This window comes from Enterobacter cloacae complex sp. P16RS2, assembly GCF_014982155.1.
Lineage (GTDB): Bacteria > Pseudomonadota > Gammaproteobacteria > Enterobacterales > Enterobacteriaceae > Enterobacter > Enterobacter cloacae_M.
Genome location: NZ_JADCKW010000013.1, coordinates 33856 through 52929 on the forward strand (window position 1 = coordinate 33856; position 19074 = coordinate 52929).

Below are 19074 nucleotides of genomic sequence, written 5' to 3' on the forward strand. Positions count from 1 at the left end.
ATTCAGAGAGCCGTTCTGTGACCGTCAAACGACCCGTTTCCGGAAGCCTTGCCCGGGCTTTCTTTTCGATAATTGCCTTATCCGTGCTGACCAGCACCGTCGCGCTGCTGACGCTTGCCAGCAGCCAGCGTGACGCCGAAGCCATTAATATCGCGGGTTCACTGCGCATGCAGAGCTATCGTCTGGGCTACGAGATGCAGCGCAACAGCCCTGCCCTTGCCGCGCATCGCGACAGCTGGCAACGGACGCTGAGCGCGCCTGCCCTGCAGAAGCTGAACCGCTGGTACGTCCCGGACAATGTTAAAGCGCGCTACCAGCAGCTGCACGTGGCCTGGCTGGAGATGGATGCGCGCATCGCCCGCGGCGACAGCGCGTGGTATCAAACCCACATTGAGGATTTTGTCGGCCGCATTGATGCCTTTGTGCTCGCCCTCCAGCACTACACCGAACATAAAATTCAGACGGTGACCCTGCTCTCGCTGGCGGGTGCCCTCGGGATCCTGCTCCTGACGCTATTTACCCTGCGACGCATCCGTCGCCAGGTGGTGTTGCCGCTTAACAATCTGGTGGCGGCCAGCGAACGGGTTGAGCGAGGGGAATTTGCAACCCCGGCGCCCGATACCGCCCTGCCGAACGAGCTGGGCCAACTCTCCCGCGCCTTCAACCACATGTCCGCCGAGCTGGCTACGCTCTACCGTTCGCTCGAAGCCTCGGTCGCGGAAAAGACGCGGCATTTGCATGAAGCCCACCAGCAGCTCGACATGCTGTTCAAATGCTCTCAGGCGCTGAATACCGGCCAGATAGACAGCCACTGCTTCCGGCATATCCTGCAGATAGTCCATGACTATACGCAGATGAATTATCTCGAACTGCGCACCAGCGACGACTGGCGGCTGTCTGAAGGGACGGAGTCACATGGCATTCCTCTGCAGCACCTGCCGGTACTGATGCAGGACACCCTTTATGGCGAGCTGCGCTGGCAAAGCGAGACGGACAGCGTTCCCCTTCCGCTGATGAGAAGCGTGGCGACCATGCTCGGGCGCGGGCTGTACTTTAACCAGGCGCAAAAACATTACCAGCAGCTGCTGCTGATGGAAGAGCGCGCCACCATTGCCCGCGAGCTGCACGATTCGCTGGCGCAGGTCCTGTCGTATCTGCGCATTCAGCTTGCGCTGCTCAAACGCGCAGTGCCCGAGGAAAATATCCCGGCGCAGACCATCATCACCGACTTCTCCCGCGAGCTGAACAATGCCTGGCAGCAGCTTCGCGAGCTGCTCACCACCTTCCGCCTGACGCTGAACCACGCGAACTTACCCGCGGCGCTGCAGGAGTCTCTCGACGTCCTTCAGAGCCAGACGCAGGCGAAGCTGCATCTCGACTGCCGTCTCTCCTCGCTGGCGCTGGATGCGCAAAAGCAGGTGCATTTGCTGCAGATCGTGCGTGAGGCCGTGCTGAACGCCATTAAGCACGCGCAGGCCAGCGAGATCACCGTCAGCTGCGTGACCGCCGTGGACGGTACGCACAGCGTCAGCATTCGTGACAACGGCATCGGGATTGGCGAAGCCAGCGAGCCGCCGGGACACTACGGCCTGAACATTATGCGCGAACGCGCGCAGCGGCTCGGCGGGATGCTGCACTTCTCGCAGCCGCAAAACGGCGGCACGCTGGTCAACGTGACGTTCCCGGCGCCCGCGCCGTTAACGGGTAAATAACGGTAAAGGAGGACGCGCGGGAAAAAGCGCATGATAATTTACATTATCTCCTTTATTTCTCCACGTTTGGCCTGGGCCTTACCGCTAAAGTTATGCGGGCAATAAACAATAATGACGTGCAGCAAAACGAGGTCACTCTTTCATGGCGAATTTTTTCATCGATCGCCCCATTTTTGCCTGGGTGCTTGCCATCCTGTTGTGTCTGACAGGTGTCCTGGCGATTACTTCACTGCCTGTTGAGCAATACCCCGATCTGGCACCGCCTAACGTGCGCGTAACGGCAAACTACCCCGGCGCTTCCGCACAAACGCTGGAAAACACCGTGACGCAGGTTATCGAGCAGAACATGACGGGTCTGGATAACCTGATGTACATGTCCTCGCAAAGTAGCGCCACGGGCCAGGCGACGGTGACCCTGAGCTTTAAGGCGGGCACCGACCCGGACGAAGCTGTACAGCAGGTGCAAAACCAGCTGCAGTCGGCCATGCGCAAGCTGCCCCAGGCGGTGCAAAACCAGGGCGTGACAGTGCGTAAAACCGGCGATACCAACATATTGACCATCGCCTTTGTCTCGACAGATGGCTCGATGGATAAACAGGACATTGCGGACTACGTCGCCAGTAATATTCAGGATCCCATCAGCCGTATCAACGGCGTCGGGGATATCGACGCCTACGGCTCACAATACTCCATGCGCATCTGGCTCGACCCCAACAAGCTGAACAGCGTCCAGATGACGGCAACCGACGTGACGAATGCCATCAAGGCCCAGAACGCCCAGATTGCGGTGGGGCAGCTGGGGGGAACGCCGTCCGTCGATAAACAGGCCCTGAACGCCACCATTAATTCACAATCCCTGCTGCAGACGCCAGACCAGTTTCGCAACATCACCCTGCGCGTGAATCAGGACGGGTCGGAAGTGCGTCTCGGCGATGTCGCCACGGTGGAAATGGGGGCGGAGAAATACGACTACCTGAGCCGCTTTAACGGCAATCAGGCCTCCGGTCTGGGAATTAAACTGGCATCCGGCGCGAACGAAATGGCGACGGCAAAACTGGTGTTAGACCGTCTGGACGAGCTGTCGCAGTATTTCCCGCACGGGCTGGAGTATAAAGTCGCCTATGAAACCACCTCCTTCGTTAAAGCGTCGATCGAGGACGTGGTGAAGACCCTGCTGGAAGCCATCGCGCTGGTGTTCCTGGTGATGTACCTGTTCCTGCAAAATTTCCGTGCGACGCTGATCCCAACCATTGCCGTTCCCGTGGTGCTGCTGGGGACCTTTGCGGTGCTTTACGCGTTCGGGTACAGCATTAACACCCTGACGATGTTTGCGATGGTGCTGGCGATTGGCCTTCTGGTGGATGATGCCATCGTGGTGGTTGAAAACGTCGAGCGCATCATGAGCGAAGAAGGGCTCTCTCCGCGCCAGGCGACGCGCAAATCCATGGGGCAAATTCAGGGGGCGTTAGTCGGTATTGCAATGGTGCTGTCGGCCGTCTTTATCCCGATGGCCTTCTTTGGCGGCACAACCGGGGCGATCTACCGCCAGTTCTCGATAACCATCGTCTCGGCAATGGTGCTCTCCGTGCTGGTCGCATTGATCCTCACCCCCGCGCTCTGCGCCACAATCCTGAAGCCGCTGCACAAAGGGGAGCATCACGGCCAAAAAGGGTTCTTCGGCTGGTTTAACCGGATGTTCAACCGCAACGCCGCGCGGTATGAATCTGCCGTTGGGCGAGTGCTTCACCGCAGCCTGCGCTGGATGATGATTTATGTTGTGCTGCTGGGCGGCATGGTCTGGCTGTTCCTGCACCTGCCCACCTCGTTCCTGCCGATGGAAGACCGGGGCATGTTCACCACCTCGGTTCAGCTCCCGAGCGGCGCAACGCAGCAGCAGACGCTGAAAGTGGTCCAGAAAGTGGAGCAGTACTTCTTCACCAAAGAGAAAGATAACGTTGTGTCGGTCTTCTCCACCGTGGGCTCTGGCCCGGGCGGAAACGGGCAGAACGTCGCCCGCATGTTCGTCCGTCTGAAGGACTGGGACGAGCGCGATACCAAAACCGGAACGTCATTCGCCATCATTGAACGTGCGACAAAAGCCTTTGCGCATATTAAAGAGGCGCGCGTCTTCGCCAGCAGCCCGCCGGCGATAAGCGGCCTGGGCAGTTCTGCCGGGTTTGATATGGAGCTGCAGGATCACGCCGGTGCGGGCCACACGGCGCTGATGGCGGCACGCGATAAGCTGTTAGCGCTGGCGGGCAACGATCCTGACCTGACCCGCGTTCGCCACAACGGTCTTGACGACAGCCCGCAGCTGCAGGTGGATATCGATCAGCGTAAGGCGCAGGCGCTGGGCGTCTCGATCAACGATATCAACGACACCCTGCAAACGGCGTGGGGCTCAAGCTATGTGAATGACTTTATGGATCGCGGCCGCGTGAAAAAAGTGTATGTCCAGTCCGCCGCGCCGTTCCGCATGCTGCCGGATGATATAAACCGCTGGTTTGTCAGGAATAACGCTGGCGGCATGGTGCCGTTCTCCGCGTTTGCCACCTCGCACTGGGAGAGCGGTTCGCCGCGTCTGGAGCGCTATAACGGCTACTCTGCGGTTGAAATCGTCGGGGAAGCTGCGCCGGGCGTCAGTACCGGTACCGCTATGGATACCATGGAAAAACTGGTCCAGCAGCTGCCCGCCGGTTTTGGTCTGGAGTGGACGGCCATGTCCTACCAGGAGCGTCTCTCCGGAGCGCAGGCCCCTGCGCTTTACGCGCTCTCTCTGCTGGTGGTCTTCCTCTGCCTTGCCGCACTGTATGAGAGCTGGTCGGTCCCGTTCTCGGTCATGCTGGTGGTGCCCCTTGGGGTTGTCGGTGCGCTGCTGGCGACCTGGATGCGCGGCCTCGAGAACGACGTTTATTTCCAGGTGGGTCTGCTCACCGTAATTGGGCTATCGGCGAAAAACGCCATTCTGATCGTTGAATTTGCCAACGAGATGAATGCCAAAGGCCACGAGCTGATGGCCGCCACGCTGCACGCCTGCCGTCAGCGCTTACGTCCCATCCTGATGACGTCGCTGGCGTTCGTCTTTGGCGTACTGCCGATGGCAACCAGTACGGGTGCAGGCTCCAGCAGCCAGCATGCCGTCGGAACGGGGGTGATGGGCGGCATGATTTCGGCCACCGTTCTGGCCATTTACTTCGTGCCGCTGTTCTTTGTGCTGGTGCGTCGCCGCTTCCCGTTAAAGGAACGCGCTGAGTAAGTGATTGAAATAAAAAAAGGCGGCTTTATCGGCCGCCTTTTTATTGTGTGATTAATTCACACTATGGTTATTTTACTTATTTTAGTGCTCTTGCAATTCTTACTGAATGTCATTTACGAAGCATGCCTTCGATAAAATCTTTCCAGTTCCCCAGTTCACGTTCAATCATAACAACCTCTCTTATTATTATGCGCATTCTACAAAAACGGACCATCATTGTGAAGACTATTTAACCAATTGCTGTGATTGTACCCCACGTCCTGCGGGGATTTATGATAAATATGAACGGAGAGGCCTCAATTTTTTGTGACGGCTGGCAATATTTTGAAATAACCCTCCGAACGGGTGAGTTTTATTTTACCCGCTGAGTTTATTCGAAATTTAAACTTTATGGACATCTATGCTTAAAGGGTGAAAGAATATTCAGCGTACAGATGTGAGTTGAATTAAGAAGAAGCGTAAATCCAGACGATTCCTGAATGTGTTATATTCTACTTAAGGATATATTTTCGAATTTACTGAACATTTAATCATCATTAGGTCAAAAGGATTCACCATGGTTGTGATGTACGGCATTAAAAATTGTGACACCATCAAAAAAGCCCGCCGCTGGCTGGAAACAAACGGCGTAGAGTATCGCTTCCACGATTACCGTGCCGACGGGCTTGATGCAGAATTTCTGCATAGCGCAATCGGCGAGCTGGGGTGGGAAGCACTGCTGAACACGCGCGGCACCACCTGGCGCAAGCTGGACGAATCTCTGCGCGCCAGCATCAACGACGCCGACAGCGCGGCAAAACTGATGCTCGAGATGCCGGCAATTATCAAACGCCCATTGCTCTGCGCGCCAGGGCAGCCTATGCTGCTGGGTTTCAGTGAAACCCTTTATTCCGACTTTTTTCGTTGAGGTGTAGTTTATGTCATGCCCGGTCATTGAGCTGACTCAGCAGCTTATTCGCCGTCCTTCCCTTAGCCCGGACGACGCAGGTTGTCAGGCACTTATGATTGAGCGCCTGCGTGCCATCGGTTTTACCGTTGAACGCATGGATTTTGGCGATACCCAGAACTTCTGGGCGTGGCGCGGCCAGGGTGAAACGCTGGCCTTTGCCGGGCATACTGACGTCGTTCCCGCCGGTGACGCGGATCGCTGGATCAACCCGCCGTTTGAACCGACCATCCGCGACGGCATGCTGTTTGGTCGCGGCGCGGCAGACATGAAAGGCTCGCTGGCGGCGATGGTCGTGGCGGCAGAACGCTTTGTGGCTCAGCATCCAAACCACAAAAACCGTCTGGCGTTTTTAATCACCTCCGACGAAGAAGCCAGCGCCCATAACGGTACAGTGAAGGTCGTTGAAGCGCTGATGGCGCGTAACGAGCGTCTCGACTACTGTCTGGTTGGTGAGCCGTCCAGTACCGAAGTGGTGGGCGATGTCGTCAAAAACGGGCGCCGCGGCTCGCTGACCTGTAACCTGACCATTCACGGCGTTCAGGGGCACGTTGCTTATCCGCATCTGGCCGATAACCCGGTTCATCGCGCTGCGCCGATGCTGAGCGAGCTGGTGGGCATCGAGTGGGATAAAGGCAACGAATTCTTCCCGCCGACCAGCATGCAGATTGCGAACGTCAAGGCCGGGACCGGCAGCAACAACGTGATCCCGGGTGATTACTTCGTCCAGTTTAACTTCCGCTTCAGCACCGAACTGACCGATGAGATGATCAAGGCGCGCGTCGTCGCACTGCTGGAAAAATATCACCTGCGCTACACCGTGGAGTGGTGGCTTTCCGGCCAGCCGTTCCTGACGCAGCGTGGCAAACTGGTGGATGCGGTGGTGAACGCCATCGAGCACTATAATGAAATTAAGCCACAGCTGCTGACAACGGGTGGCACCTCAGACGGACGCTTTATCGCCCGTATGGGCGCCCAGGTTGTCGAACTGGGTCCAGTGAACGCAACCATTCATAAAATCAATGAGTGTGTCAATGCGGCAGATTTGCAACTGCTGGCCCGTATGTATCAACGTATTATGGAGCAACTCGTCGCCTGACGAACGCTCTGAGAGGAATAGCGAATGGATTGGCTTTCAAAGTACTGGTGGATTCTGGTGTTAGTTTTTCTGGTTGGCGTACTGCTGAACGTGATTAAAGATCTTAAGCGCGTTGACCATAAAAAATTTCTCGCCAACAAACCGGATCTTCCCCCGCACCGTGATTTTAACGACAAGTGGGACGATGACGACGACTGGCCGAACAAGGACCAGAAGAAGTAATCGTTAAGTTTCCCCTCTCCCCGGGAGAGGGGGAAACCTCACATAAACTCCACAATATCATCGTTATCCGGCTTACCGCCGCTGAGCGCTTCATCAAAGTAGTGCTTCGGTACGGTATAGCGCAAACGATCGAGCGCGAACTGCATGCTACGGTCGTCAATCGCGTGGCCCAGATCGTCAACGATATCCAGCGTCACGTCCCCACCTTCGCGAATCAGCGCTTCCTGGGCGGCAACCGCATGCGAGAGCTCAATCACCCGGTCTTCACCACCGTGGATCAGGTGGATCGTGGTCTGCGTGGTCGCGCTTGTCGGTAACGTCGCAAAGCGGCCGTTAAACGCGATGACGCGTGACGCCAGACCCGGCTGCGCTTTTACGCTTTCCAGCGACATGATTGACCCCTGCGAGAAGCCAATCAGCGCGGTCGCGTCGGCACCCACGCCGCTCTGCTGCTGCCAGTAGCGGACGATGTCGATAAAGCTGGGCATGATGGCGTCGATGCGAGCCTGACGGTTCTCTTCCGTCACGCCCTGAACAGAGAACCACTGGCGTCCGTTCGGACCACATGGCTCTACGCCACCGATGCTGACAATCAATGCCTCCGGAAAAACGGGCGCAAACCAGCTGCCAATCTGACCCATATTGACGGCATTATCGCCTACGCCATGAAACAGAAGCAGTAACTGTTTAGCCGGTTTGTCAGGGCTTTGAACAACAAAATGGTCGTGTTTCATGGTGGTCTCCTTAATAGATGACCTGGATTCTACGCCTCCCGACGTGAATGACCATGCCACTTTACTGAAGAAGTCATTGAAAAAATTGCCATTGCAAAATCTCTTCTTTCAACTGCTGGCAGCGCGAATAGTCAAGGCTTTCAATCGCTTGCGCAGTTTCACTCCGCAACGTTGCCAGCAACGCTTTTCGCCCGACGTCTTCCACTTTCCCTTCCATTTTCCCACGCAGGGCCGGAAGCGGCATGTCCACTGTTAACAACAGCCGCGTCAGTGCGGCAACCGAGGTTGAAAACGCCCGATGCGCAAAAGCAAACCCCGCCAGCTCCAGCCAGTCGTCATTATTAAGGGTAGCTTCCCAGCCGTCTTCCACGGGGATCTTTTCACCGTTCCAGGCCGATAATACCCGCGCATCGCGCTTCAGACGCCGCTGCGCCTGCTCGCACAGCTGACGCCCGGCCTCGCTCTGCGGCCGCAACGCCATCGCGGTGTAGCATCCGCTGCTGGCTTCACGATGGCTGCCCATCCGCACCAGCACAAACCCGCATTGCTGCCAGAAACGCCAAAGCTCATCGGTATAGCCGAAGCTCACCGACAGATAATCTTCGCCGCTGGCGCTGCGAACAAGTGCCTGGCCAATCCCTTCCCGCTGACGGTGAGGATGTACGGCAATGCGGGTGACCCGTCGTCCTCTGAGCGTCGCCGCCAGCGGAGAGCCGCCGTGCGCCGCCAGAGACTGCGCCACCAGGTTACCGCGCGGACGCCGGTATCCTGCCCACACGGCGCGGCTAAGCTCAGGGGAGAGCCCGCCCTCCTCCACCAGCCAGAGCGCCCCGGCGATATCCGGGTCCGTTTCGGCAACGGCAAACCACTGCCCGGGCGCGTCCATCATGCGGCGTAAATCGAGCGGCGAGGTGCGATAATGCGCCGCGCAGAGGAGCTCGTATACGCTCGCTGCAAGCGCCGGGCGGCGTTCCCAGGCCGTCGGCGTCAGAGACGTTAGACGCACCTCTCCCTCCGGGCGGCGGTCAATCAGCGTATCGTCAAACAGCAGCGCACTGGCGACAACCCGCTCAAGCGGACAGCCCGCCGCCCAGCGCACCGGTGTAGATAGGCTGTAGCGCTGCAGCCCGGCAAACCGACCGCAAAATTTAAGCAAGAATCCCCGGCCCGTCCCTTCATATCCCTGCACCGTGGTGGTCAACAGCACCCGAGGGAAACGGACAGCCAGCTTTTCCAGCAGAGGTCCGGGGATAGCAGCGGCTTCATCGACAATCAGCCAGTCAGCCTGGCATGAAGAGGCAAGCAGCGCGTCCGGGGCCATAAAATGAAAACGCTCTCCGGCGAAGCGGGCGATGATATCCGTCGCCCCCTTCGACGGTGCGGTAACCACGGCGCTGCCCGCAATGCGGTTCAGCAGCATTCCCGCCAGGGCTGATTTTCCGCGCCCGCGCGCGGCGGTGACGGCCACGATGCCCTCCGGCATCCCCAGCAGCACATCCAGGATCTCAGCCTGCTCGCGCTGCGGGGCGCCGCTGGCAGGCTGCCAGTCTGGCGCGTCGGGTAAAGGCGGAAGGGATAACGCGCAGCCCTGAAGCCAGACAATCGCGTCGGGATCGGCGGCAATCGTCCGGCAGAAATGGTGGACAAAATGCGGCGTGGCTATCGCTTCGGCGCTGTCGCTCCAGCGCAGTGAATCGCTGTCTGGCAACCCGGACCACGCGTCGAGCGGCGGAACCCGCAGCACCAGAAGGCTTCCGGCGCTTAGCGTTCCGCTCAGGGCGGCAAACGCGGCGACATCAAACCCGACGCTGGCGTCAAAAACAGCGTGCCGGAACTCGCGTCCCAGCAGACCGCTGATGGCTTTTGAAGGATGTTCGTCAAGCCTTACCCAGTCTCCGGGCAAGGCGTCACGCAGGGCCAGCGCCTGGGTTAACGTCCACTGCGCCTCGCCGCTGAGCACCACCAGCCGACGATGGCCGGTGCGCTCAAGCTCGCTTATCAGCTGCTCAAACTGCAGCATTACATCGCTTTGCCGAAGGTATTACACTGCGCCGGATCGCCGCTATCGAAGCCGCGTTTAAACCAGCTATAGCGCTGCTGTGAGGTTCCGTGAGTGAAGCTGTCCGGCACGACGCGCCCCTGGCTCTGCTGCTGAAGACGGTCGTCACCGATAGCCTGAGCGGCATTTAACGCCTCCTCAAGATCGCCGGATTCCAGCACGCCCTGCTGCTGCATGCTGTGGCCCCAGACGCCCGCAAAGCAGTCTGCCTGCAGCTCCATTTTCACGGAAAGGCGGTTCACTTCCGCCTGAGACGCATTTTGCTGGAGCTGGCGCACTTTTGGCTCAATCCCCAGCAGCTTTTGCACGTGATGGCCGACTTCATGCGCGATCACGTAGCCCTGGGCAAAATCACCGTCAGCGCCAAGCTTGCGTTTCATGTCATCGTAAAAAGAGAGATCGATATAGACGGTGCCGTCTGCCGGGCAGTAGAACGGCCCCATCACAGATTGCCCGGTACCGCATCCGGTGCGGGTTGCCCCCCGGTACATCACCAGCTTCGGCTGCTGGTAGGTACGCCCCATCTTCTCAAACAGCTGACTCCAGGTGTCTTCTGTTGTGGCGAGAATAACGGAGGTAAATTTGGCCGCTTCATCTTCATTCGGGCTGATGGAGCGCTGAGAATGCTCCTGCTGCTGCAGCGGCTGACCGGTCATCAACCCGGTGAGGTCAACGCCGTAGTAACCCGCGACTAAAACCACAATCAGCAGGATGATACCGCCCTTGCCGCTGGGTAACCGGAAGCCTGGCCCACCCATTGAAGGACCGCCGCCGCCATCACTGCGTCTGTCTTCTACATTGTCACTTTCACGACGCCCTTGCCAGCGCATAACCACCTCGAACTATTCCATTTATAATAGCTATGATCGTAGGCGGTTAACGGCAAGATTACCATAGGAAACAAAGGTAAGACGCCAAAGGATGCAAACATCCTTTGGCAAGTGAGGAAGTTAGTCGAGCTTAACGCCTAAACGGTGAGCAACCGCTTCGTACGCTTCAATCAGACCACCCAGGCTCTGACGGAAACGGTCTTTGTCCATTTTATCCAGGGTTTCTTTATCCCACAGGCGGCTACCGTCCGGTGAGAACTCATCGCCCAGCACCACTTCGCCTTTGAACAGACCAAACTCCAGCTTGAAGTCAACCAGGATCAGGCCCGCGTCATCAAACAGCTTTTTCAGCACGTCGTTGGCTTTGTAGGTCAGCTCTTTCATGCGCGCCAGGTTCTCCTGGTTCACCCAGCCGAAGGTTTCGCAGTAGGATTCGTTGACCATCGGGTCGTGCATGGCATCGTTTTTCAGGAACAGGTCGAACAGCGGTGGATTCAGTTCGATACCTTCTTCAATGCCCAGACGCTTCACCAGGGAGCCCGCCGCACGGTTACGAATAACGCACTCAACCGGAACCATATCCAGTTTTTTCACCAGACATTCCGTATCGGACAGCAACGCTTCCATCTGGGTCGGGATGCCCGCTTCGGCCAGTTTGGTCATAATGAAGTGGTTGAACTTGTTGTTCACCATGCCTTTACGATCGAACTGCTCAATGCGTGCGCCATCCCCTGCTGACGTATCATTGCGGAACTCGAGCACCAACAGATCCGGGTTTTCCGTGCTGTATACGGTCTTCGCTTTGCCACGATACAACTCAGCTTGCTTCTGCATCTTCATTACTCCTGGTGTGATGATTTGTGTTCAAAACTGGGGATATTATGCCACGCACACGTTTGCGTGGCACTAAAATAAAAAGGGCTGGATTCACCAGCCCTCGTGTTTATTTGCTGAATGCTGCCTGGAAGACAGCGACCAGCGCATCGTTCTGCGACTGGGTCAGCGTGTGACCTTTTGGATCGATAAACTGCAGACTGCTGCGGTTATCAAGGTCGCCTACCTGAATCTTGTAGTCACCGGAGGCAAGCTGAGGATCTTTCGCGCCCAGTTCCTGCCATGCGCTGTCGGAGAGCGGCTTATACGTTGCCGTCATGCTGCCGGTCGAACGCGTGCTGTCGGTCACTTTCATGCCCACTTTTTCCAGCGTCGCTGGCAGACGCTGCCAGGTCTGGTTAAACGGTGCACGCACCACCAGCATTGGCAGGCCGGTATCATCCGCACCGCTTTGTACATCGAAGGTCGCGCCGTTGCGGCTCTGCGCGGCGTTGGCGGCATCGGTAGCGGTCTTATCCAGACCCGCGGCAATCACGTTCAGCATTTCGGTGCTGTAACGCTGCAGGGACGCGGCATCCGCAACCGGTTTACCCGCCTGTTCCAGGTTCAACAGCTTAACGTTAACCGCCTGCTGGTAACCCTGTGGTTTAACGGAGACTTGATAGCGACCGCGGTACTGATGGTCTTCATCCAGACGGTTCCATTCGATCCAGTCGGTGGTTAACGTCTGGCTGGCGTCATCGCGTTTATCGATGGTGTAGTTCTTCGACTGAATGACGCTGACAACCTGCGGCCACAGCGAGCTACCGCGCGCGCTCTCAACCATCAGAGACGCCGTATCACCGGTGAACTGGGTACGCGCCCCGTTGACCAGTGCCAGAGGCTGTGCTGGCGGACGAATATCAAGCGCTTTACCGACCGGGCCGCTGCCGTTGGTCACGGGAATATTATAATCGCCGTTCTGAATCGGCAGGATCATACCAGCCGGTGCGTGAAGTTCAGCAAGCGGGGTCGCATCCAGATAGGATTCATCACCGCTCACCTGGCGCTTGTAGCGCGAATCTGAACTACAGGCAGCGAGCAGCATAACAAGCGAAACACTCGCAACCTTCGCCAGGCGCGACTTCTGTACTGAATAATCCATCAACTCTCCCTAAACTCTACAGCAAACCGGCATGCTTCAGCGCCGCCCTGACGATGTCACGACCGTGGTCGGTAATCGGTGTCATTGGCAGACGCAGCGTGTCGGATGCTACAAGTCCCAACTCCTTACATGCCCATTTCACTGGGATCGGATTGGGTTCGACAAATAATTTATTGTGCAGCGGCATCAGACGCTGATTAATGACACGCGCTTCATCAAAGTGACCGGCTGCGGCCAGTTTGCACATTTCTGCCATATCGCGCGCCGCAACGTTTGCCGTTACGGAGATCACGCCATGACCACCGAGCTGCATAAAGTCCAGCGCGGTCGCATCATCACCACTCAACAGGATAAAGTCGTCTGAAACCAGCTCTTTGATCTGATGAACGCGGCTTAAGTTCCCTGTTGCCTCTTTAATACCGATAATATTTTTTACTTCCGAGAGACGACCAACGGTTTCCGGCAGCATATCGCAACCGGTACGGGATGGCACATTATACAGAATTTGTGGCAAGTCAGTATGTTCAGCGATGGCTTTGAAGTGCTGGAACAAACCTTCCTGAGTAGGACGGTTGTAATAAGGGGTCACCGTCAGACAGCCAACGATGCCGCTGTCGTTAAAACGTTTGGTCAGGCTGATAGCTTCTGCGGTTGCATTAGCCCCTGTCCCCGCGATGACCGGAATACGTCCGTCAGCCAGTTCCAGGGTCAGCATTACCACATCGCCGTGCTCGTCGTGGCTCAGCGTTGCGGATTCACCGGTAGTCCCTACCGAAACGATCGCCGAGGTTCCGTTGGCGACATGGTAATCAATGAGCTTCTTCATGCTTGACCGGCAGACATTACCTTTTTCATCCATCGGTGTAACAAGCGCGACAATACTTCCCGTGAACATGAGCCATCCTCTGTGCGAACAAGAGCCTCAATGTTACGTTTGGAACTGTAATAAAAGCAAGCGACCTGAGGCTCTCAGGCGGTTGTATGCATGTTTTTTTTATGCTTTCCTTAGGAAGACTTAACCATGCAAAGGAAGAACAGGTTTGACAACCTCATCACAACATTACCTGGTTATCACTGCGCTGGGTGCCGACAGGCCGGGTATCGTGAACACCATCACCCGTCACGTAAGCAGCTGCGGCTGTAATATCGAAGACAGCCGTCTGGCGATGCTTGGCGAAGAGTTCACATTTATTATGTTGCTTTCCGGGACATGGAACGCCATTACGTTGATTGAATCGACCCTGCCGCTGAAAGGGGCCGAACTGGATTTGCTGATTGTCATGAAGCGCACCACCGCGCGTCCGCGTCCGGCACTGCCTTCTACCGTCTGGGTACAGGTTGAAGTGCCTGATTCTCCGCATCTGATTGAGCGTTTCACGGCGCTTTTTGACAGTCACCAGATGAATATTGCCGAACTGGTTTCCCGTACGCAGACAAGCGATGACCAGGGTCTTCCGGTGCTGTTTATTCAAATTACCGCGCACAGCCCTGCCTCACAGGATGCGTCAAATATCGAGCAAGCGTTCAAAGCCCTCTGTACAGAATTAAACGCGCAGGGCAGTATAAGCGTCGTCAATTATTCGCAGCACGAACAGGATGGAGTTGAGTAATGAACCCACTGAAAGCCGGTGACATCGCACCGAAATTTAGCTTACCGGATCAAGACGGCGAGCAAGTAAATTTGACCGACTTCCAGGGACAGCGTGTTCTGGTCTATTTCTACCCGAAAGCCATGACCCCCGGCTGCACCGTACAGGCCTGCGGCTTACGCGACAACATGGACGACTTGAAAAAAGTCGGCGTGGAAGTGCTGGGTATCAGCACGGATAAACCAGAAAAGCTGTCACGATTTGCTGAAAAAGAGCTGCTGAACTTCACGCTGCTTTCTGATGAAGACCATCAGGTATGCGAGCAGTTCGGCGTCTGGGGCGAGAAGACGTTTATGGGTAAAACCTACGACGGCATTCACCGCATCAGCTTCCTGATTGACGCTGACGGTAAAGTTGAACATGTGTTTGACGACTTTAAAACCAGCAACCACCACGACGTGGTCTTGAACTGGCTGAAAGAGAACGCCTGATAAACAGCAAAACGGCAACCCAGGTTGCCGTTTTTAGTGTTTTCCCCCTCTCCCACAGGAGAGGGTCGAAGTGAGAGCATCGGGCTGCACAAAAACTACTTCTCTTCCACCGCCGGCACATCCGGCCACGCGTGGACCACGGCTTTAATCAGCGTCGCCAGCGGAATCGCAAAGAACACGCCCCAGAATCCCCACAGCCCGCCGAAAATCACCACGGATAAGATAATCACCAGCGGATGCAGGTTCACCGCTTCGGAGAACAGCACCGGCACCAGCAGGTTACCGTCCAGGCCCTGAATAATCAGGTACACCGCAAAGCAGCTCCAGAACTCCGTCCCCAGCCCAAACTGGAACAGCGCGACGCCAACAACCGGAATGGTCACCACAAACGCGCCGATGTACGGAATCAGGACCGACAGCCCCACCAGCACCGCCAGCAGCAGCGAGTAGTTCAGCCCGAAAATCAGGAAGCCAATCCAGGTGGCTACCCCCACGACAATCATCTCCAGCACCTTGCCGCGAATATAGTTGGTGATCTGCTGGTTCATCTCTTCCCAGACCTGCCCCGCCAGCCCGCGGTTACGCGGCAGAATACGGCGTACGGCGTTGAGCATCTGATCTTTATCTTTCACCAGGAAGAAGACCATCAGCGGCACGAGCACAAGGTAAACCGCCAGCGTGAGCAGACCGACCAGCGAGGCCAGAGAGTACTTCACCACCGAATCGCCCATCGTCATGATGCGGGCGCGCATATTTTCGGCCATCGCGTCGATAATCCCGGCATCCATCAGGGCCGGGTAACGGCGCGGCAGCGTGGCGGCGAAATCAGACAGCTTGTTCAGCATACCGGGCATGTCGCGGATCAGGTTAATTCCCTGCTGCCAGGCAACCGGCATCACCACAAAGGCCATTAGCAGCAGGATGCCGACAAACAGCACCAGTACGATGCTGGTCGCCCAGCGCCGGGAACAGCCGATGTGCTCCAGGCGCACCGTTGGCCACTCCAGCAGGTACGCCAGCACAATCGCCACCAGCAGGGGTGCGAGCAGGCCGCTGAAGAAGAACAGAATACCGAACCCGGCAACCAGAATAACCAACAAAGCAATGGCTTCCGGGTCGCTGAACCGACGCCGGTACCACTGCATTAACATTTCGAGCATACAACCCTTCCCTGAATCGAATGGCGGGAGTGAGACGGTGAATTGTATCTAACAGTCACCAAAAAGACTTTCGCTTTTTGTATCCCGATCGCAATCCGCAAAAGCCTGATGAATGGGATTTTCTTCATGCTGCAACACGGCTACACTCGCAGAGCAGCAGAGATGAACGTTATGCCGGTTCATCGGTCAAATTAGCACATCCAACATACAGGACAGTGGTTATGTTCAGGCAGTTGAGAAAAACACTGGTTGCAACACTGATTGCCGCGGTGACGGTCGGTCAGGTGTTGCCCGCTTTTGCTGACTCGTCCGATTCATTGCCGGACATGGGCACCACAGCAGGAAGCACGCTCTCTATTGGGCAAGAGATGCAAATGGGGGATTACTATGTTCGCCAGCTGCGCGGCAGCGCCCCGCTGATTAACGACCCTTTGCTGGTACAGTACATTAACGGGCTGGGGATGCGTCTGGTTTCGCACGCCGACTCGGTAAAAACGCCCTTCCACTTCTATTTAATCAATAATGACGAAATCAACGCCTTCGCCTTCTTTGGCGGTAACGTGGTGCTGCATTCGGCGTTATTCCGTTACTCTGACAACGAAAGCCAGCTGGCCTCGGTGATGGCGCACGAAATTTCGCACGTCACCCAGCGCCACCTGGCGCGCGCCATGGAAGACCAGAAACGTAACGCCCCCCTCACCTGGGTGGGCGCGCTGGGCTCTATTCTGCTGGCGATGGCCAGCCCGCAGGCCGGGATGGCGGCCCTGACCGGTACGCTGGCGGGAACGCGTCAGGGAATGATCAGCTTTACCCAGCAAAATGAACAGGAAGCGGACCGCATCGGGATTCAGGTGCTGCAGCGTTCAGGCTTTGACCCCCAGGCCATGCCGAGCTTCCTGGAAAAACTGCTCGATCAGGCGCGTTACTCTTCCCGTCCGCCGGAAATTCTGTTGACCCACCCGCTGCCGGAAAGCCGCCTGTCGGACGCCCGTAACCGTGCCAACCAGATGCGTCCGGTCGTGGTCCAGTCATCACAGGATTTCTACATGGCGAAAGTGAGAACGCTTGGGATGTACAACTCCGGGCGTAACCAGCTCACCAGCGACCTGCTGGATACCCTGGCGAAAGGCAACGTGCGTGAGAAAAACGCCGCGCAGTATGGTCAGGCGCTCCAGGCGATGGAAGCCAGCAAATACGACGAGGCGCGTAAAGCGCTGCAACCGCTTCTGGCTGCCGACCCGAACAACCCGTGGTACCTCGATCTGTCGACGGATATCGATCTGGGCCAGAAGAAAACGGCCGATGCGATTAACCGTCTGAAGGGGGCGAAAGACGTCCGTACCAACCCGGTGCTGCAGCTTAACCTGGCGAACGCTTACTTACAGGGCGGCCAGCCTGGCGAAGCGGCGACCATTCTGAACCGCTACACCTTTAATAATAAAGACGATCAAAACGGCTGGGATCTGCTCGCTCAGGCGCAAGCGCAGCTTGGCAATCGCGATCAGGAGCTGGCGGCGCGTGCCGAAGGTTTTGCCCTGGTGGGCCGCCTCGATCAGGCGATTTCCGCGCTCAGCAGCGCCAGCTCGCAGGTCAAGCTCGGCAGCCTCCAGCAGGCCCGTTACGACGCGCGTATCGATCAGCTGCGCGGCCTGCAGCAGCGCTTTAAGCCGTACGAGAAGATGTAATAAAGGAGAATTCACGTCATGACAGACGCCGTAAAAATTTATCACAACCCTCGCTGCTCCAAGAGCCGCGATACCCTGAGCCTGCTGAAGTCTAACGGCGTTGAGCCGGAAGTGGTGCTGTACCTCGACACCCCACCTGACGCGCAAACCCTCCGCCAGCTGCTGCACATGCTGGGAATGGGCAGTGCAAGAGAGCTGATGCGCCAGAAAGAAGATCTGTATAAGTCGCTTAACCTGGATGACAGCCGCCTCACCGAGGCTGAGCTGATCCAGGCGATGGTTGAAAATCCAAAGCTGATTGAGCGCCCGATTGTGGTATCGAACGGCCAGGCGCGCATTGGACGCCCGCCGGAAGACGTGCTCGAGATCCTCTAGTTCTTATGCCGCAGCGCTTCCAGAAAGGCCTGCGGCGTACTCTCTCCCAGCTTTTTCTGCGCTTTTCCGCGGTTGTAAAATTCGCACAGCTGGATCAACAGCTCGCCTGCCGGTTCACTGCTCAGACGCGGGATGATTTCACATAGCGGTAGATCGACCTGAACGGCACGGTACTGCTGCGGATGCGCTGTCACGGTGGTATTACGCTCCCCAAGCTTCACCTCAAAACCAAAAGTCTCAACAGATTGAATATCAGCCGGACAGGCTGCCAGCGCGTCGTTCGCCCAGTGGGTCAGCAGCTGCGGAGAAATGCCCGCGTACAGCCGGGCATAGCACCAGCCGCTCACGGGTTCACGCGCCCACAGCAGATGCTGTTCTCCGCCATCGTCCATATGCAGCGACAGAGGCTGATGATGTAACAGGAGTTTTTGCGGCACGATGCCTGCCTTCAGCGCCTTTTTTCCCTGCAACGTCGCGCCCTTCTGCTTTACCGGAGCCGGTTTCAGATAGCGATTCAGGGTCGCGCGGGACACGGCGATCCCGAGTCCGCTATTGACCATCTGCAGCAGTTCGTCCAGCGGGGCGCCAGTGATATCCCGCAGGGCATTGACCAGCGCAATCTGCTCCTGTCTCAATGCTTTGTGTATCACTTTTGGCGTCGTATGGTTATCCGAAACCTGCTCTCGGTTGCGCCAGCGCCTGACGGTAGTGACCGAAATACCCAGCTCGGTAGCAAGCTCTCTGTCGCTTTTATCTGACTGCTGAAGATAGCGACGGATGCGCGGCGTCGTGGTTGCATTAGCATGCAGTTTAATTTCCATCGCAGGATCCTCAAAACTAATCTTATGAGATTTATATTACACCAGCGATTGCTTTGTGACCGATTTCACCTTTCGCACGCCGCGCTTCACTGATAATCCCCAGACATAACACAAACA

The 19074-nt window shown here is 56.8% G+C and carries 18 protein-coding genes; 9 read left to right on the forward strand and 9 right to left on the reverse strand.

Features of this window, described 5'->3' with window-relative positions; all coding sequences use genetic code 11:
- Positions 1–17: 17 nt before the first annotated feature.
- Together narQ and acrD are read left to right on the forward strand one after the other, a co-directional pair.
- Complete coding sequence (narQ, locus tag INF68_RS09180; protein WP_126787100.1) at positions 18–1712, forward strand: nitrate/nitrite two-component system sensor histidine kinase NarQ; 1695 nt, start codon at positions 18–20, stop codon at positions 1710–1712.
- A 142-nt stretch (positions 1713–1854) separates the two neighbouring features.
- Complete coding sequence (gene acrD / locus INF68_RS09185; RefSeq protein WP_126787075.1) at positions 1855–4968, forward strand: multidrug efflux RND transporter permease AcrD; 3114 nt, start codon at positions 1855–1857, stop codon at positions 4966–4968.
- 109 nt (positions 4969–5077) lie between these two features.
- On the opposite strand, the gene ypfM is transcribed toward acrD, so the two are convergent.
- Positions 5078–5137, reverse strand: coding sequence for a protein YpfM (ypfM, locus tag INF68_RS09190; protein WP_015572204.1), 60 nt, complete (start codon positions 5135–5137; stop codon positions 5078–5080).
- Positions 5138–5524: 387 nt separating this feature from the next.
- On the opposite strand from ypfM, the gene INF68_RS09195 reads away from it, so the two are divergent.
- The 3 genes from INF68_RS09195 to INF68_RS09205 are packed head-to-tail and all read left to right on the forward strand — an operon-like array spanning position 5525 to position 7235.
- Positions 5525–5875 (forward strand): ArsC family reductase, encoded by a 351-nt coding sequence (locus tag INF68_RS09195; RefSeq protein WP_109845422.1) that lies wholly within the window; start codon positions 5525–5527, stop codon positions 5873–5875.
- A 10-nt stretch (positions 5876–5885) separates the two neighbouring features.
- Positions 5886–7013, forward strand: a complete 1128-nt coding sequence (dapE, locus tag INF68_RS09200; protein WP_047060712.1) for a succinyl-diaminopimelate desuccinylase — start codon at positions 5886–5888, stop codon at positions 7011–7013.
- 24 nt (positions 7014–7037) lie between these two features.
- Positions 7038–7235: a hypothetical protein gene (locus INF68_RS09205; protein WP_023308751.1), complete on the forward strand. Its 198-nt coding sequence runs from the start codon at positions 7038–7040 to the stop codon at positions 7233–7235.
- Positions 7236–7273: 38 nt separating this feature from the next.
- Here the strand turns inward: INF68_RS09205 and ypfH are convergent, their stop codons facing one another.
- The 6 genes from ypfH to dapA form a co-directional block, all read right to left on the reverse strand.
- On the reverse strand, positions 7274–7969 hold the full coding sequence (gene ypfH / locus INF68_RS09210) for an esterase (protein ID WP_109845423.1): 696 nt from the start codon (positions 7967–7969) through the stop codon (positions 7274–7276).
- A gap of 73 nt (positions 7970–8042) precedes the next feature.
- Positions 8043–9989, reverse strand: coding sequence for a tRNA(Met) cytidine acetyltransferase TmcA (locus INF68_RS09215; protein ID WP_126787074.1), 1947 nt, complete (start codon positions 9987–9989; stop codon positions 8043–8045).
- Positions 9989–10858, reverse strand: a complete 870-nt coding sequence (locus INF68_RS09220) for a neutral zinc metallopeptidase (protein ID WP_029739971.1) — start codon at positions 10856–10858, stop codon at positions 9989–9991. Before INF68_RS09220 ends, INF68_RS09215 begins: the two co-directional genes overlap by 1 nt.
- Before the next feature lie 120 nt (positions 10859–10978).
- Complete coding sequence (gene purC / locus INF68_RS09225) at positions 10979–11692, reverse strand: phosphoribosylaminoimidazolesuccinocarboxamide synthase (protein ID WP_032659350.1); 714 nt, start codon at positions 11690–11692, stop codon at positions 10979–10981.
- A gap of 109 nt (positions 11693–11801) precedes the next feature.
- Positions 11802–12836 (reverse strand): outer membrane protein assembly factor BamC, encoded by a 1035-nt coding sequence (bamC, locus tag INF68_RS09230; RefSeq protein ID WP_193525310.1) that lies wholly within the window; start codon positions 12834–12836, stop codon positions 11802–11804.
- 16 nt (positions 12837–12852) lie between these two features.
- Positions 12853–13731, reverse strand: a complete 879-nt coding sequence (gene dapA / locus INF68_RS09235) for a 4-hydroxy-tetrahydrodipicolinate synthase (protein ID WP_023308757.1) — start codon at positions 13729–13731, stop codon at positions 12853–12855.
- 145 nt (positions 13732–13876) lie between these two features.
- Here dapA and INF68_RS09240 point away from each other — a divergent pair, with 145 nt between their 5' ends.
- Entirely contained in the window at positions 13877–14446 is a 570-nt protein-coding gene (locus tag INF68_RS09240) for a glycine cleavage system transcriptional repressor (RefSeq protein ID WP_029739969.1), read from the forward strand.
- The gene (gene bcp, locus INF68_RS09245) at positions 14446–14916 is read left to right on the forward strand and encodes a thioredoxin-dependent thiol peroxidase (RefSeq protein WP_023308759.1); all 471 of its coding nucleotides are present in this window, start codon (positions 14446–14448) and stop codon (positions 14914–14916) included. The genes INF68_RS09240 and bcp overlap by 1 nt, the downstream gene beginning before the upstream one ends.
- Positions 14917–15011: 95 nt before the next feature.
- Here bcp and INF68_RS09250 read toward each other — a convergent pair whose 3' ends face one another.
- Positions 15012–16076, reverse strand: coding sequence for an AI-2E family transporter (locus tag INF68_RS09250; protein WP_023308760.1), 1065 nt, complete (start codon positions 16074–16076; stop codon positions 15012–15014).
- A 221-nt stretch (positions 16077–16297) separates the two neighbouring features.
- Between INF68_RS09250 and bepA the strand changes: the two genes are divergently transcribed.
- Positions 16298–17761, forward strand: a complete 1464-nt coding sequence (gene bepA / locus INF68_RS09255; protein WP_023308761.1) for a beta-barrel assembly-enhancing protease — start codon at positions 16298–16300, stop codon at positions 17759–17761.
- An 18-nt stretch (positions 17762–17779) separates the two neighbouring features.
- Positions 17780–18136 (forward strand): arsenate reductase (glutaredoxin), encoded by a 357-nt coding sequence (gene arsC / locus INF68_RS09260; RefSeq protein WP_126787072.1) that lies wholly within the window; start codon positions 17780–17782, stop codon positions 18134–18136.
- Here arsC and INF68_RS09265 read toward each other — a convergent pair.
- The gene (locus tag INF68_RS09265) at positions 18133–18957 is read right to left on the reverse strand and encodes a helix-turn-helix domain-containing protein (protein WP_126787071.1); all 825 of its coding nucleotides are present in this window, start codon (positions 18955–18957) and stop codon (positions 18133–18135) included. The genes arsC and INF68_RS09265 overlap by 4 nt on opposite strands.
- Positions 18958–19074 lie beyond the last annotated feature (117 nt).

Coding starts and splice junctions, on each gene's coding strand:
- INF68_RS09265 (WP_126787071.1), bottom strand. CDS start 18,957: ATGGAAATTAAACTGCATGCTAATGCAACCACGACGCCGCGCATCCGT.
- arsC (WP_126787072.1), top strand. CDS start 17,780: ATGACAGACGCCGTAAAAATTTATCACAACCCTCGCTGCTCCAAGAGC.
- INF68_RS09250 (WP_023308760.1), bottom strand. CDS start 16,076: ATGCTCGAAATGTTAATGCAGTGGTACCGGCGTCGGTTCAGCGACCCG.
- dapE (WP_047060712.1), top strand. CDS start 5,886: ATGTCATGCCCGGTCATTGAGCTGACTCAGCAGCTTATTCGCCGTCCT.
- INF68_RS09205 (WP_023308751.1), top strand. CDS start 7,038: ATGGATTGGCTTTCAAAGTACTGGTGGATTCTGGTGTTAGTTTTTCTG.
- bepA (WP_023308761.1), top strand. CDS start 16,298: ATGTTCAGGCAGTTGAGAAAAACACTGGTTGCAACACTGATTGCCGCG.
- dapA (WP_023308757.1), bottom strand. CDS start 13,731: ATGTTCACGGGAAGTATTGTCGCGCTTGTTACACCGATGGATGAAAAA.
- INF68_RS09215 (WP_126787074.1), bottom strand. CDS start 9,989: ATGCTGCAGTTTGAGCAGCTGATAAGCGAGCTTGAGCGCACCGGCCAT.
- ypfH (WP_109845423.1), bottom strand. CDS start 7,969: ATGAAACACGACCATTTTGTTGTTCAAAGCCCTGACAAACCGGCTAAA.
- bamC (WP_193525310.1), bottom strand. CDS start 12,836: ATGGATTATTCAGTACAGAAGTCGCGCCTGGCGAAGGTTGCGAGTGTT.
- INF68_RS09195 (WP_109845422.1), top strand. CDS start 5,525: ATGGTTGTGATGTACGGCATTAAAAATTGTGACACCATCAAAAAAGCC.
- bcp (WP_023308759.1), top strand. CDS start 14,446: ATGAACCCACTGAAAGCCGGTGACATCGCACCGAAATTTAGCTTACCG.
- acrD (WP_126787075.1), top strand. CDS start 1,855: ATGGCGAATTTTTTCATCGATCGCCCCATTTTTGCCTGGGTGCTTGCC.
- INF68_RS09220 (WP_029739971.1), bottom strand. CDS start 10,858: ATGCGCTGGCAAGGGCGTCGTGAAAGTGACAATGTAGAAGACAGACGC.
- purC (WP_032659350.1), bottom strand. CDS start 11,692: ATGCAGAAGCAAGCTGAGTTGTATCGTGGCAAAGCGAAGACCGTATAC.